This window comes from Parasphingomonas halimpatiens, from assembly GCF_036663795.1.
Lineage (GTDB): Bacteria > Pseudomonadota > Alphaproteobacteria > Sphingomonadales > Sphingomonadaceae > Sphingomonas.
In genome coordinates, this window is record NZ_JAXOJP010000024.1 from 1 (window position 1) to 15303 (window position 15303).

General features: G+C 66.7%; 12 protein-coding genes. 3 read left to right on the plus strand and 9 right to left on the minus strand.

Annotated elements, in window-relative coordinates; genetic code table 11:
- Positions 1-144: 144 nt before the first annotated feature.
- The 9 genes from U1839_RS19160 to kdpF form a co-directional block, all read right to left on the minus strand.
- Entirely contained in the window at positions 145-852 is a 708-nt protein-coding gene (locus tag U1839_RS19160; protein WP_332805185.1) for an NAD-dependent deacylase, read from the minus strand.
- A 3-nt stretch (positions 853-855) separates the two neighbouring features.
- Entirely contained in the window at positions 856-1656 is an 801-nt protein-coding gene (locus tag U1839_RS19165) for a hypothetical protein (protein ID WP_332805186.1), read from the minus strand.
- 138 nt (positions 1657-1794) lie between these two features.
- Positions 1795-2715 (minus strand): MBL fold metallo-hydrolase, encoded by a 921-nt coding sequence (locus tag U1839_RS19170; RefSeq protein WP_332805187.1) that lies wholly within the window; start codon positions 2713-2715, stop codon positions 1795-1797.
- Between the two features lie 61 nt (positions 2716-2776).
- Positions 2777-3469, minus strand: coding sequence for a pentapeptide repeat-containing protein (locus U1839_RS19175; protein WP_332805188.1), 693 nt, complete (start codon positions 3467-3469; stop codon positions 2777-2779).
- 70 nt (positions 3470-3539) lie between these two features.
- Positions 3540-4223: a response regulator gene (locus tag U1839_RS19180; RefSeq protein ID WP_332805189.1), complete on the minus strand. Its 684-nt coding sequence runs from the start codon at positions 4221-4223 to the stop codon at positions 3540-3542.
- Positions 4224-4374: 151 nt separating this feature from the next.
- On the minus strand, positions 4375-4953 hold the full coding sequence (gene kdpC / locus U1839_RS19185) for a potassium-transporting ATPase subunit KdpC (RefSeq protein WP_332805190.1): 579 nt from the start codon (positions 4951-4953) through the stop codon (positions 4375-4377).
- Between the two features lie 142 nt (positions 4954-5095).
- Positions 5096-7126, minus strand: coding sequence for a potassium-transporting ATPase subunit KdpB (gene kdpB / locus U1839_RS19190; RefSeq protein WP_332805191.1), 2031 nt, complete (start codon positions 7124-7126; stop codon positions 5096-5098).
- 130 nt (positions 7127-7256) lie between these two features.
- Complete coding sequence (gene kdpA, locus U1839_RS19195; protein WP_332805192.1) at positions 7257-8960, minus strand: potassium-transporting ATPase subunit KdpA; 1704 nt, start codon at positions 8958-8960, stop codon at positions 7257-7259.
- A gap of 14 nt (positions 8961-8974) precedes the next feature.
- A complete protein-coding gene (gene kdpF / locus U1839_RS19200) occupies positions 8975-9064 on the minus strand; it encodes a K(+)-transporting ATPase subunit F (RefSeq protein ID WP_281127651.1) in 90 nt (29 codons plus the stop codon).
- Positions 9065-9481: 417 nt separating this feature from the next.
- Here kdpF and U1839_RS19205 point away from each other — a divergent pair, with 417 nt between their 5' ends.
- The 3 genes from U1839_RS19205 (at position 9482) to U1839_RS19215 (ending at position 15220) form a co-directional block, all read left to right on the plus strand.
- Positions 9482-12112: a DUF4118 domain-containing protein gene (locus U1839_RS19205; protein ID WP_332805193.1), complete on the plus strand. Its 2631-nt coding sequence runs from the start codon at positions 9482-9484 to the stop codon at positions 12110-12112.
- Between the two features lie 139 nt (positions 12113-12251).
- Positions 12252-14531 (plus strand): TonB-dependent receptor, encoded by a 2280-nt coding sequence (locus U1839_RS19210; protein WP_332805194.1) that lies wholly within the window; start codon positions 12252-12254, stop codon positions 14529-14531.
- 59 nt (positions 14532-14590) lie between these two features.
- The gene (locus tag U1839_RS19215) at positions 14591-15220 is read left to right on the plus strand and encodes a phosphatase PAP2 family protein (protein WP_332805195.1); all 630 of its coding nucleotides are present in this window, start codon (positions 14591-14593) and stop codon (positions 15218-15220) included.
- Positions 15221-15303 lie beyond the last annotated feature (83 nt).

A 15303-nucleotide genomic window follows, 5' to 3' on the forward strand; every position in this document is an offset into this window, starting at 1 on the left:
CGACTTGCCCAGCGCAACATCCCCGTAAACTCGCTCCCGAAGATCAATCGAATGCGCTTTACCCATGATCCACCTCCGATCACGGTGAATCACATCTCAAAGAAAAAGGGAATCCATCACGATTCATATTTCGTGCAGCACGCTCTAGATGGCACCCAACACCTCATCGACCCATGCCGGCACCAGCACCCCCGCCGGGCCGCTGCGCGTTTCGCCGAACCAGGCGCTGCCGGCGGAGGGTTCGAGGTTGAACTCCAGCGTCTGCGCACCGTGATAGCGCGCGGTCTGGACGAAGCCGGCGGCGGGATAGACCGCGCCCGAGGTGCCGATCGAGACGAACAGGTCGGCGCTGGCCAGCGCCCGCTCGATGCGCTCCATCTGATAGGGCATCTCGCCGAAGAAGACGATGTCGGGGCGCAGCGCCGGCGCGGCGCAGGCCGGGCAGACCGAACCCGGCGGCATGTCGCCCGCCCAGTCGTGCTGCTCGCCGCAGGACGCGCACAGCGCCGAGAGCAATGCGCCGTGCATGTGCAGCAACCGCGTCGCCCCGGCGCGCTCGTGCAGGTCATCGACATTCTGCGTGACGATCAGCAGTTCGCCCGGCCAGGCGGCGTCGAGCCGCGCGAGCGCGTCATGCGCCGGGTTGGGCGCGACCGTGGCTAGCGCAGCGCGGCGCAGATCGTAGAAGCGGTGGACGAGATCGGGATCGGCGGCGAGCGCCTCGGGCGTGCAGACATCCTCGACGCGGTGCCCCTCCCACAGCCCGCCGGGGCCGCGAAAGGTGGCGATGCCGGATTCGGCGGAAATGCCGGCGCCGGTGAGGATGACGATGTTGTCGATGCGTTTCGCCACCGGTCAGCCGCATTGCCAGAACATTGCGACGTCGGGCCGCTGCTCGCCCTCGCGCAGGAATAGATAGGCCAAGCCCCCGCCGCCAAAATTCGGTCCCGCGGCCAGATGGGTCCTGCCCTCATAAGCTTCGGGATCGGCCATTACCCAAGGCTGGCCGGGAACGGGTGGTTGCAGGAAACTGTAGGTGCTGTCCAACTGCCCGATGAAGCGCCAGCCCGACCCGGGCGCCTCGTCGGGGCTTTGAATCCAGCACGGCACGCCGCCGAGCCGGGTCGACCACGTTACCTGCGCGAGCAGCGATCTCTCCAGGCGCCGATAACTCGCTTCCGCATAAAATTGATCGGCAAGATCCTCGGGGACCGGATCGGTCCTGGCAAGCCACTGCGTGACGAGGGCGCAATTCTCGATCGGCGGCTGGTCCGCCGGCACCGACGTTTCCGCATCCCCGAGATCCTCGGGCTCGACAACCAGGCAAGCATTCGCGCCCGAAAACGCCTCCCACGTCGCGCACATGCCAGGGTCGTGATTGCACTGGAAGACCATCAGCGCCCGCCCCTCCCGACCAAGGTCGAGCCGCTCCGGGTGATGCTCGAACTGCGCGAGTAGCGACTGCGATTTTCCGCACTCGCTACAGGTAGGCCATGCCGACGCTGCCAAGCCGAAGGGCACGCCGCCAAGTCGTTCGCGAATGGCTGTCTGGTCATCGCGCACACCGCGATTTTGACCGAACAGTTTCGACAGCAGCCCGCCAGAGGACCCCGTCCTCTCCGGTGTCGGCTGCAGGTCGGGAATGAAGAAGCGCATACCGGGGCCCACCATCCATTTGCGCGACCATGCTTTCTATGCCCGCGAAGATCAACGGCGCTTCGCTGGCCGCGCGGCGACGAGTTGCTTTGAAGGGCGGACCATCAGGCGGCTCGCCACGGGCGCGGCTGCGAATAATCAGAAGCGAAAATTCCTTTCCAACACCCCCTGCGCCGCCAGCGCCTCGATGGTCGCGCCATCATGACCCGGCACGAGGATCAGCGCGGGATTTTCCCGGCCCACCGCAGCGATCGCCTGTAGCTGCGCCGCGACCGCCGCGCGGTCGTCGCCGCTGATGAAGGTCGTCACATAACGCGAGCGTTGGTGCCGGAGGTGGACATTGTCGGCCATCGAGGCGGCGTCACCCAGGAACAGGAACTCGCGGCCATCGGCCTCATGGACATAGACCATCTGCGAACCCGGCGTGTGTCCGGGCGCCTTGATCAGCACGATACCGGGGGCGATGGCGGCGATCGCAGGATAGTCGAACGGACGCAGCCTCGCCTTCAGCGAGGCGGGCCAGGGCGGTGCCTGGGGGCTGTCGGCCTGCGCGCGGGTCAGCAGCAGGCGGGGCAGGAACTGCGCCAGATGCGGGCTGGTCAGCGCGCCGCCGAGATGATCGCCATGTTCGTGCGTGACGACGATCAGGCTGGCGCCGTCGAGCCCGCGCATCACGCGACGATAGGCGGCGCGGTCGAAGCGGTCGGCGCCGACGTTGCGCGCGGCCTGCTCGTCATAGCCGGTATCGATGATGATCGCGCGGTCGGGAAAGACCGCCCGGTAGCTCGCGCGCACGAGATCGATCTTGTTCCAACCGGTGCGGCCGACCATCGCGATGCGCGGTACCGCGTCGTGCGACACGATTTCATATTCGATTCGGCTGGGCTGCGGGCCGGGCACGCGCAGCGCTGCGGCACGCACTGCGGCGAGATCGAGGCGATAGGGTGCCCTTGGGGACGGGCCGGTGTCGTAGAACAACCAATAGACCGACACGGCCAAAACGCTCAGCAACAGCAGGATGGTGACCGCGATGCCGCGCCACAGTTTCTTCGCCGTCATGCCGCCCCCCCGTTCGAGACACCATCATAAGCGCTTGCGTCAAAAGGTCACCGGCGCGCCTTTACCGGACATTTAGCCCCAGTTCGCCGAGCAGCTGGCCCGCCTGATCGCGCGAGATCGTCGCGCCGCGAAACAGGCTGGCATCGACCAGCCGCAAGCCGCCAAGGTCGGCGCCGCGCAGATCGGCGCCATCGAACCGCGAGCCCAGCATGTTGGCATCGCGCAGGCTGCACCCCTCGAAGGTCGTGCCGCGAAAATCGCACTTGCGCAGATCGGCCTCGCTGAAGTCGATCTTGCTGATGGCCTGCTTGCGAAACGAATAGCCGGGCAGCTTGGCGTGGATCAGCAGGGTCTCGTCGAAGCGCACATCGAGCGACCTGGCATCCGACAGATCCGCGCCCGTCAGCTTGCATCGTTCGAACAGCGCGGCGGCGAGCGTCGCGCGGCGGAAGGCGCAATTGTTGAGGTCGCTGGCGACGAAGCGCGCATCGCTCAGATCGGCCCGGACGAAGTTCGCATGGGCCGCGCGACAGGACTGCCAGAGCGTGCCCTCCAGCCTTGCGCCGGTAAGATCCGCGCGGCGCAGGTTGCATCGCTCGAAGGTCCAGCGCGACAGGTCGAGCCCGGTCAGGTCGGCCTCCTCCAGATCGCAGTCGATCAGGTGCGGTGGCGCCGCTGAGGCGCGCAGCCGCTCGATTTCGTCGCGCGACAGCGTCCGCTCGCGTACGGTAACATCGGGAAGTACGTCGTCCATCGGGCGACGCTAGACGGATCAACCGGGCTTGGCCACGCGCGGCCGGTACGCGATAACCGACCGTGGTTCGCTAGCCGTCGATCAACCGGTACCCCACCCCAACCTCGTTGCGGATCAGCGCCGGGCGTGCCGGATCGGCCTCGAGCTTCTGGCGCAAGTTGCGGATGACGATGCGGAGATATTCGACATGGTCCTGGTGCGCGGGGCCCCACACGTCGCGCAGCAGCTGGGTGTGGCCGAGGATGCGGCCGGGCTTGTTCGCCAGCTGGGCGAGGACGCCGAATTCCTTGGGCGAGAGGTGCACCGCTTCGCCGGCGCGCGTCACGCGGCGATCGGCAAGGTCGATCGCCACGTCGCCGATCGTGACGATCGTCTGGGCGGTGGTGCCCGAGAGGCGGTGGCGGAGTGCTGCGCGCATGCGGGCGAGCAGTTCCTCGGTGTCGAACGGCTTGGTGAGATAATCATCGGCGCCGAGATCGAGCGCGGCGACCTTTTCAGCGGTTTCCTCGCGCGCCGAGGCGACGATGACGGCGGCGCCCTTGGCCTTGATCAGCTGGATCAGCTCGAGCCCGTCGCGATCGGGCAGGCCGAGATCGAGCAGCACGAGATCGGGCTTGTCGATGTCGAGCAGCGACAACCCCTCGCGCGCCGTCGCCGCCTCGCCCGCGCGATAGCCGGCGCGCTCGACGGTGGCGCGCAGCAGGCGGCGGATATGGGCGTCGTCCTCGACGATCAGGATCCGGGGGGTGGTCATGTCGCGGAGCTTTAGCCCGTTCGCCCTGGTGAGTCAGGTCGGATCGCGTCCGGGGGCGAAGGGGTTTTTTGGCGCGTATCACGAACGCTGGTCTCTGCGAGACACACCCCTCTCCCTGCCCTTTCCCCGGAGGGGAGAGGGAAAGTCGCGCTTATCGGTGAGGCACCTGGTCCAGCGCGCGGTTGAGCGCGAGCAAGTTTACGTGCGGCTCGCCGATGATGCCGAGGAACGGCTGTTCGGTCTGCGCCGCGATCAGCTGGCGCAGCAAGGCCGGATCGACATGCCGTGCCCTGGCCACGCGATCGACCTGATAAAAAGCCGCCTCGGGGCTCAGATCGGGGTCGAGCCCCGAGGCGGAAGTGGTCACCAGATCGGCGGGAACGTGTTGACCCGGTGAAGGGGGCGCGGCCTTGACGTCGCCGCGCACGCGATCGGCGAGCGCCTGCGAGGTCGGGCCGAGATTGGAGCCGTAGGAGTTGTTGCCCTCATAACCCTTGCCGGCAGCCGACGGACGGCTGTGGAAATAGCGCTCGCTGGCGAATCCCTGGCCGATCAGGCTCGAGCCGATTACCTTGCCATTGTCGGTCACGAGGCTGCCATTCGCCTGGGCCGGGAAGGCGACCTGGCCAATGCCCGTGAGCGCCAGCGGGTAGAGGATGCCGAGCAGCAGCGCGAAGGCGATGGTGAGCGCGAGTGCGGGGCGGAGCGCGGTCTTGAAATCGGTGAGCATCTTTTTTCTCCTTCCCCGGCGAAGGCCGGGGCCCAGTTACGGGCGGCTAGAAACGGCGTGCGGCGCGTCGTCACCGCGGCTTTCCCAACTGGGCCCCGGCCTTCGCCGGGGAAGTAGTTGGGGGAGCCGCTGGTGGCGGTCATCACGCCAGGTGCACGCCCGTGACGAACAGATCGATCAGCTTGATGCCGATGAACGGCGCGATCAGGCCGCCAAGGCCGTAGATGGCGAGGTTGCGCGCGAGCAGCGGCCCGGCCGGCATCGGTTTGTAGGTCACGCCCTTGAGCGCGAGCGGCACGAGCAGCGGGATGATCAGCGCGTTGAAGATGATCGCCGAGAGGATCGCCGATTGCGGCGTCGCCAGCCCCATCACGTTGAGCACGCCGAGCCCGGGGTAGAGCGCGACGAACATCGCCGGGATGATCGCGAAATATTTGGCGACGTCATTGGCGACCGAAAAGGTGGTCAGCGCGCCGCGCGTCATCAGCAGCTGCTTGCCCAGGCCGACGATCTCGATCAGCTTGGTCGGGTCACTGTCGAGATCGACCATGTTGCCGGCCTCGCGCGCGGCCTGGGTGCCGGTGTTCATCGCCACGCCGACATCGGCCTGGGCGAGCGCGGGGGCGTCGTTGGTGCCGTCGCCGCACATTGCGACGAGCCGGCCGCCCTGCTGTTCCTTGCGGATCAGCGCGAGCTTGTCCTCGGGGGTGGCCTCGGCGAGGAAATCGTCGACCCCGGCCTCGGCGGCGATGGCGGCGGCGGTCAGCGGGTTGTCGCCGGTGATCATCACCGTGCGGATGCCCATCTGGCGCAGCTCGCCGAAGCGCTCGCGGATGCCGGCCTTGACGATGTCCTTGAGCGCGATGACGCCGAGCAGCTTGCCGTCCTTCGACACGGCGAGCGGGGTCATGCCGCCACGCGCGATCTCGTCGGTGATCTTGCGCAGTTCGGTGGCGGCGGCGGTCGCGCCGAGGCCGGGTTCGGTGCGCAGGATCGCATCGACCGCGCCCTTGCGGATTACGCTGTCGCCGACCTTGATACCCGAAAAGCGCGTCTGCGCGGTGAACGGGATGATCTCGGCGCCGTCGGGCATGGCGAGCGTCGGGATGGCGTGGCGTTCGCGCGCCAACACGACGATCGAGCGGCCCTCGGGCGTTTCGTCGGCGAGGCTCGACAGCAGCGCGGCGTGGGCCAGCGTGTCGACGGTGACGCCGGCAAGCGCGTGGAACTTGCTCGCCTGGCGATCGCCGATGGTGATCGTGCCGGTCTTGTCGAGCAGCAACACGTCGATGTCGCCGGCCGCCTCGACCGCGCGGCCCGACTTGGCGAGCACGTTGAAGCGCACGAGCCGGTCCATGCCGGCGATGCCGATCGCCGACAGCAACGCGGCGATGGTCGTCGGGATGAGCGTGATGAGCAGCGCGGCGAGGATCGCGACGGGCACGCCGCCGCCGGCATAGGAAGCAAAGGCCGGGATGGTGCCGACCGCGATCAGGAAGATGATCGTCAGGCCGACCAGCAGGATGGTCAGCGCGATCTCATTGGGGGTCTTCTGGCGCTCGGCGCCTTCGACCAGCGCGATCATGCGGTCAAGGAAACCCTGGCCGGGCTCCTGCGTGACGCGAACCTTGATCTGGTCGGAGATGACGCGCGTGCCGGCGGTGACGGCGGAGCGGTCGCCGCCCGCCTCGCGGATGACGGGGGCGCTCTCGCCGGTGATCGCGGCCTCGTTGACCGAGGCGACGCCGGCGATGACCTCGCCATCGGCGGGGATCAGGTCGCCGGTCTCGACCAGGACGATCTCGTCCTTTTCCAGCCGGCTTGCCGCGACCAGTTCCCAGGTCTCGCCGACACCGAGCATGCGCTTGGCGGTGAGATCGGCCTTGGCGGCGCGCAGCGACGCGGCCTGGGCGCGGCCGCGCCCCTCGGCCAGCGCCTCGGCAAAGGTGCCGAACAGCACCGTCAGCCACAGCCAGACGATCAGCTGGAGCTGAAAACCGATCGCGAGCGGCTCGCCACCGATCGCCAGCAGCACGGTGAGCAACGCCGCGACGGTCGCGGTGGTGAACATCACCGGGTTCTTGATCAGCTGGCGCGGATCGAGCTTCTTGAAGGCATCGCCGATCGCCGGGAGGAGCAGATTGACGGTGAAGATCGAGGTGGTCTGGGTCATCGGGGTTTCCGATCAAAGGAGTGCGTCACCCCGGACTTGTTCCGGGGTCCACCGTGCCTCGGGCACGGCGGCGTGCGAGGAGGAGTGGATGCCGGAACAAGTCCGGCATGACGGGTTAAGTGACATCGGTTCACGACAGCTTCCCCGAGATCATCGCGAGATGATCGGCGATCGGTCCGAGCGCGAGGCTGGGCAGGAAGGTCAGGCCACCCATGATCAGGATGACGCCGATCAGCAGCCCGACCCACAAGGGTCCGGTGGTCGGGAAAGAGCCCGATGACGGCGGTGTGTATTTCTTCGCCGCGAGGCTGCCGGCGATCGCCAGCATCGGCACGATCATGAAGAAGCGCCCGCCCCACATCGCCAGCCCCAGCAGCGCATTGTAGAAGGGCGTGCCGGAGGTGATCCCGGCAAAGGCCGAGCCATTGTTCCCGACGGCCGAACTGAAGGCATAGACGATCTCGGAGAAGCCATGCGCGCCCTTGGCGAGCGGGCCCGCCTGACCGGCGGTGGTGACCGCGGCGATCGCGGTCCCGCCGAGGATCAGCAGCGGCAGCACGGCGATCGCCAGCACCGCGAACTTGACCTCGCGTACCTCGATCTTCTTGCCGACATATTCCGGCGTGCGACCGACCATCAGCCCGGCGACGAACACGCTGAGGATGGCGAACAGCAGGAAGCCGTAGATGCCCGCACCGACGCCGCCGACGACGACCTCGCCGAGCTGGATGTTGATCAGCGGGATCATGCCGCCGAGCGCGGTGAAGCTGTCGTGCATCGCATTGACCGCGCCGCACGACGCATCCGTGGTGACGACCGCGAAGAGTGACGAGGCGGCGGCGCCGAAGCGCACTTCCTTGCCCTCCATATTGGCGCCCGCGACGCCGAGCTGGTGCAGCACGGGGTTGCCGGCGGCTTCCTGCCAATAGGCGATCGAGGTGCCGGCGAGGAACAGGATGGTCATCGCGGCGAGGATCGCCCAGCCCTGTTTCGTGTTGCCGACCGCCTTGCCGAAGCACCAGGTCAGGCCGAAGCCGATCAGGAAGATCGACAGCATCTGGACGAAATTGGTCATCGCGCTGGGGTTTTCGAACGGATGCGCGCTGTTGGCGTTGAAGAAGCCGCCACCATTGGTGCCGAGCATCTTGATCGCTTCCTGGCTCGCCACCGGGCCGAGCGAGATGGTCTGCTTGACGCCTTCGAGCGTCGTCGCGTCGACCGACATGGCGAGCGTCTGCGGCACGCCGCTGGCGATCAGATAGACAGCATAGACGATCGAGATCGGCAGCAGCAGATAGAGCGTGACGCGCGTGCAGTCGGCCCAGAAATTGCCGACGGTCTTCGATTCACGCCGTGCGAAACCGCGGAACAGCGCGAAGGCCAGCGCGATGCCGGTTGCCGCGGAGAGGAAGTTGTGGATCGTCAGCCCGAACATCTGGCTGAAGTTCGACATCGCGACTTCGCCCGAATAATATTGCCAGTTGGTGTTGGTGGTGAAGCTGATCGCGGTGTTGAAGGCGCCATCGGGCGACACGCCGGCAAAATGGCTAGGGTTGAGCGGCAGGTAGAATTGCAGCCGCAGCACAGCATAGGTCAGCAGCAGCAGCGCGAGGTTGAACGCCAGCATGTGCACGGCGTAGCGGCGCCACCCCTGCTCGGCATTGGGATCGATCCCGGCGAGCTTGTAGAAGCCGCTCTCGACAGGCCCGAGGACCAGATGGAGCGGCGTGCGGCGGCCTTCGTAGAGCGCGAACAGCCACAGGCCGACCGGCTTGGCCAGCGCCCAGAGAATGATGGTGAACAGGGCGATCATCGCCCAGCCGGCAAAGGTCATGGCGTGGTCCCTTTCTAAAAGCGTTCGGGGCGCAGCAGCACCGCGACGAGATAGAGCAGCAGCGCGGCGGCGGTGATCGCCGCCAGCATGAGGTGGAGCGTCATGTGCTCAGGCCTCGTCGCACAGGCGGCAATAAGCCAGCGTGAGCAGGAACAGGCCGGCCAGCGCGGCGAGCCACAGGATGTCGGTCATCGGGAAACGCCCTGATTTGTGCCGGCGCGGGGAACGGGCCGGGTCGACAGCGCAGATAGGAGTTGGGGGCGTAAAGGTGCGACGGCGAATGCGCGGCGGGGGCGTTAAGTTTGCATAAAGTCGGGCGGTTGGGCGTGGCGTTTGGGCGCGGGGGTGCATAGGATTTGGGGGATGATGATGAACAAGCTTCAGAGATCGGAGCGCAGCGTGTTCCTCCGTCAAGCCCCTCCCCTTCAGGGGAGGGGTTGGGGTGTGGCCTCTCCACGAGCGCGGCGCTTGCGGCACGGCCCCACCCCCAACCCCTCCCCTGAAGGGGAGGGGAGTTAATTTTGACCGACAAGCGCCCCTCGCCCGACGCGCTGCTGCGCGCCGCGACGCGCGAAGCGCGCGGGCAGTTGAAGATATTTCTCGGCGCCGCGCCCGGTGTCGGCAAGACCTTCGAGATGCTGAGTGAGGGCGCCGCGCGGCTGCGCGAGGGGGTCGATGTCGTCGTCGCGGTCGTCGAGACGCATGGCCGCGCCGAGACCGAGGCGCTGGTCGCGCCGTTCGAGGTCGTGCCGCGCCGCACGATCGACTATCGCGGGCAGACGCTGACCGAGATGGATCTCGATGGCGTCCTCGCGCGCCACCCGAAACTGGCGCTGGTCGACGAGCTCGCGCACAGCAATGTCGAGGGCAGCCGGCACCCGAAGCGCTGGCAGGATATCGTCGAGCTGCTCGACGCCGGGATCGACGTCTACACCACGCTCAACGTCCAGCATATCGAGAGCCTCAACGACGTCGTCGCGAGCTTTACGCGCGTCAGGGTGCGCGAGACGGTGCCCGATGCGATCTTCGACGATGCCGAGATCGAGATCGTCGACATCCCGCCCGACGAGCTGATCGCGCGGCTGAAGGACGGCAAGGTCTATGTCCCGGCCGAGGCGACGCGCGCGCTGGGGCACTTCTTCTCCAAGCCCAATCTGTCGGCCTTGCGCGAGATGGCGTTGCGCCAGGCGGCGCACACGGTCGACCGGCGGATGCTCGAGGATCTCGACGCCGGCGCGGTCGCGGGATCGTTCGCCGCCGGTGAGCGCGTGCTGGTCGCGGTCAGCGAGTTGCCCGGCGCCGATGCGCTGGTGCGCACCGCCAAGCGGCTTGCCGATGCGCTGCGCGCGCCATGGTCGGCGGTGTTTATCGAGACGCCGCGCGCCGAGAACTTCTCGCCCGAGCAGAAGGCGCGGGTCGCGGCGACGCTGCGGCTGGCCGCGACGCTCGGCGCGACGATCGCGACGATCGCCGCCGAGAGCGTCACCGCCGGCCTGACCGCGCAGGTGCAGGCGATGCGCGCGACGCAGTTGGTGCTCGGCAAGTCGCGCCGCAACTGGTGGTTCACGCTGCGCCATGGCTCGGTGGTCGAGACGATGCTCGATGCGAGCGACGGCCTCGCCGTCCATGTCATCCCCGCCGACGCGACACAGCACAGCGCGCCGAAGCAGCGCTGGGTGCCGCCGAACATCGACCCGCTGGTCTATCTGGCGATCGCGGCGCTGGTCGCGGCGACGACGATCGTCGGCGTGGTCGCCCAGCCGCTGATCGGGTCGGGGCCGCTCGACCTGCTCTATCTCGTGCCGGTGATCGTCGCGGCCAATCGCTATGGCCTCGGGCCGGGCCTGGTCACCGGCGTGGCGGCGGCGCTGGCGTACAACTTCTTCTTCCTGCCGCCGGTCTACACCTTCACCATCACCGACCCACAAAGCGTGATCACCGTGATGATCCTGCTCGGTATCGCCACTTTCACCAGCCGGCTGACCGGGGCGACGCGGTCACGCGCCGCGATCGGCGTGCGCAATGCGCGGACCAATGCCGATCTCGCTGCCTTCGCCCAGGCGCTGACGCGCGTGTCGGACGCGCAGAGCACGGCCGAGACCGTCGTCGCCGAGGCGGCGCGGTTGCTCGACGTGCATGCGCGGCTGTTCGTGCTGCGCGACGGCGAGCCCGACATGCTCGCGGCGGTGCCGCCAGGCGATCCGCTGACCCCGATCGACCGCGCCGCGCTCGACTGGGCGTTTGCCCGCGGCGAGGCATCGGGCAGTGGCACCGCGACGCTCAACGGCTCGGACTGGCAGTTTCATCCGCTCAAGACCTCGCTCGGCATTCTCGCGGTGCTCGGCGTCGCGCGCAGCGACGGCGGCGATCCGGTGCCGTCGGACTATGCCGTGCTGCTCGCCAATCTCGTCGCCCAGGCCTCGCTCGCGCATGAGCGGCTGCATCTCGAAAGCGAGGTGCGCGAACTCTCGGTGCTCAAGGAGCGCGACCGGCTGCGCATCGCGCTGCTCTCCTCGATCGGCCACGACCTGCGTACGCCGATGACCTCGGTGCGCTCGGCGATCGGCGTGCTCGCCGCCGAACAGCCGGCGTCCGAGCCGGTGCGCGTCGCGCAGGCCGAGGTGCAGCGGCTCGAGCGCTTCCTCGGCAATTTGCTGTCGATGGTGCGGCTCGAATCCGGCGCGCTCACGCTCGCCTCCGAGGTGATCGATCTGACCGATGCGATCGGCGGGGCGGTGCACGACCTGCGCGATCCGCTGCGCGGCAAACATATCGATCTCAAGGTGCCGGCGAGCCTGCCCTTCGTGCGCGCCGACCCCAAGTTGCTCCATCAGGTCTTGATCAACCTGCTCGCCAACGCCGCAGAACATGGTCGCGCCGGCGGCACGATCACCGTCGAGGGCCGGCGCGAGACCGACGGCATCGGGCTGACGATCCGCGACGATGGCCCGGGGATCGACCCGACACTCGGCAACCGCGTGTTCGACCTCTTCGTCAGCGGCGCGGGCAGCGACCGGGCGGGGGGCAGCGGGCTGGGGCTGGCGATCGTCAAGGGCTTCGCCGATGCGATGGATGTCGGCGTCAGCGCGGCCAACCATCCCGATGGCGGCGCGGCGTTCGGGCTGAAATTCCGGGAGGTCGTCGCCGCCTGATCACTCACCCTCTCGATGACAAATGTGTCATCTGCGTAATTGTCACCGATCCGTAACGATACTGCCGCCGAAGAGTCATCGATTCTCCCTAGCGCGACCCTAACGCGCCGACAGGGCGCCAAACGGGGAAATCGAAACAATGTCGAACGCCATTCTGGCGCACCGCCTGCTGGGCGGCGCGAGCGCGATCATCCTGGCCACATTGTCGCTCGCCGCCACCGCCGAGATGCGCGCTGCTCCGGCCGAGCCGGCCGCCCCGGCTGCGGCGCCGGCGGTCGACGACCAGCAGAAGATCGCCGAAAGCTCCGACATCATCGTCACCGCGACACGCGCCAACGAGATCGCACCGGTGACGGCGTCGTTGCAGACGACGCAGCCTCAGGCGATCGTCTCGCGCTCGTTCATCGACGAGTCGCTTCCCGCGACGGCGGATTTCAACCAGATCGCGCTGATCACGCCGAGCGTCAGCAACTATGGCGGGAACAACGGCATCGGCCTGTCGGAATCCAAGGCGCAAATCCGCGGCTTCCAGGACGGCGAATACAACGTCACTTATGACGGCGTGCCGTTCGGCGACACCAACGACCCGACGCACCACTCGACCACCTTTTTCCCCTCGAACACCGTCGAGACGCTGGTCGTCGACCGTGGCCCGGGCAATGCGAGCCAGCTGGGTCAAGCGACCTTCGGTGGTACGTTCAACCTCTTCTCGCGCGCAACGCGCGAGAAGTTCGGCGGCCAACTCGAAGGAAGCTATGGCAGCTTCAACACCTATCTTCTGCGCGGCCTGCTCGAGACCGGCGAGATCAAGGGCCTGGGCGGCACCGAGGCAGTGTTCACCGGCCAATATGTCCACAGCGACGGCCGGTCGACCCACTCGCCCTACGAAAACTACAATCTGTTCGGCAAGGTCATCGTGCCGGTCGGACCCGACGTGAAGCTGACGTTCCTCGCGACGTACAACCACAACAAGTTCAACCAGGCCGACAGCGACGGATCGACACTTGCACAGCAAGCGCTGTTCGGGCGCTATTACGCGCTCAACGACGATCCCAAGACCTCGCAATATTTCGGTTTCAATCACACGACAAAAACGACAGATTTCGAGATCGTCAAATTCGAGGCGAATATTACGCCCAACTTTACCTTCGACAGCCGCGCCTACACCTATTATTACGACAACGAGACGCTTTCGGCCAACGACGTGACGACGCTGCCGGGCGCGACCTATTCCACGACTGCCGCTGACGGGAAGACCAAGATCGCCGGCGACATTCCCGGTTATACCAAGACCAACAAGTATCGCGTCTATGGTGACATCTCCAAGTTCCGCTGGGATTTCGGTTTTGGCGCGTTGACCGCGGGCGCATGGCTCGAATTCAGTCATACCTACCGCCAGCAGCGCGACGTCGATCTCACGACCGGCGCGTTCAACTATGTCGAAAAAGCTGTGACCGCGCCGGCGACGGGCCTGCGGCCCGGCGAGGTAACGCCGCTCTACATCAAGTTCGACCAGAACTCGAAGGGCAACCACACCGAGGAATTCGTCGAGCTGGAGCTGCGGCCGTTCCCGGGGCTAAAGATCACGCCCGGCTTCAAGCATGTCGATTTCAACCGGCGTATCGACGCGCTGTATAACCAGACCACGCGTTACGCGCAGCGGCTGTCGAAGACCTACACGGCGGATCTGCCGTTCCTGACGGTGAACTATCAGCCGTTCGACAACCTCACGATCTACGGCCAATATGCCAAGGGCTTCCTCGCGCCGCCGCTGAGCCAGCTCTATGTCGCGCGGCCCGATCTCTCCTCGGTCGACCCGCAAAAATCGACCAACTACCAGTTCGGCGTGGTCTATCACGGCACCCATCTGTCGATCGACGCCGACGTCTATTCGATCGACTTCACCAACAAGTTTGCCAGCTCAACCTCGCCCGTTCCGGGCGAGGGTGTGATCTTCACCAATATTGGCGGCGCGCTCTACAAGGGCGTCGAAGGCCAGGTGACCTATGCGTTCAACAACGGCTTCGCGTTGTTCGCCAACGCCTCGCGCAACTATGCCAAGGCCAAGTCGCTGACGGCAGCCGGCATTCGCCCGCAGGTCGCCAAGGCACCGCTGTCGACGGCGGCTGGCGGCATCCTCTACAAGCATGGCCCGATCCGCTTTTCGCTGACCGATAAATGGACCGGCCCGCAGTTCGCCGATCAGGCCGACCTGATCCGGATCGACCCGTACAACACGCTCAATCTGGCCGCGAGCTATGACATCGGCCCGGTTCGCGTCGGGATCAACGTGACCGACTTGCTCGACTCGCAGAAGATCAACCAGATTTCGGGTGAGAGCGTGCCGGCGAGCCCGACAGCACAATATTATTATCAGGCTGGTCGCGCCGTTTCGGGCCAGGTGACGTTCAAATTCTGAACCTAAGCTACGTTGCGGCGGCGGCGCTCGCCGCCGCAGCACCAGCGCAGCACGCTCCGGTGCTGCTGTCGCCGACGGATCTCGACCCGGCGCGCGTGCTGCCGCCGCCCCCGGCGGCGGGCAGCGCGCAGGCAGCGGCCGAGTTCGCCGAACTGCACGCCGCCGAGGCGGCACGCACGCCGGACGAAGAGGCCGATGCACGCCATGATGGCGACACCAAGAACGCGACGATCTTTGCGGTCGTGCTCGGCCCGCGTTTCGATCTCGACAAGCTGCCCGCGACGGCACGACTGATGGCGCTGGTGCGTGCCAGCGAGAAGGCGGTGGTCGACGCCGGCAAGGACGAATTCAGGCGCCCGCGCCCCTATGCGGTCGAGCCTGGGCTGAAGAGCTGCAAGCGCAACGAGGATCCGCTGTCGAGCTATCCCAGCGGGCACACGTCGATGGCCTTCTCGATGGGCGAAACGCTGGCGCGGCTCGTGCCGGCCCAGGCGCCCGCGCTGCTCGCCCGCGCCGCGCGCTACGGCCAGAGCCGCATCGTGTGCGGCCAGCATTTCCGCAGCGACTTAACCGCAGGGCAATTGCTCGGCGGGCTGATCGTCGAGCGGCTGATGACCAAGGCCGAATTCCAGGCCGCCTTTGCCGAAGCGCGAAGCGAGCTGATCGCCGCCCGGATTGCGCAACACTGATCGCACCACCGGCATCATGATCGATTGTCCGGACCATTGTCTTTCATCACCCGCAGGTTAGGCTGCCGCCGCGCAGGTTTCTC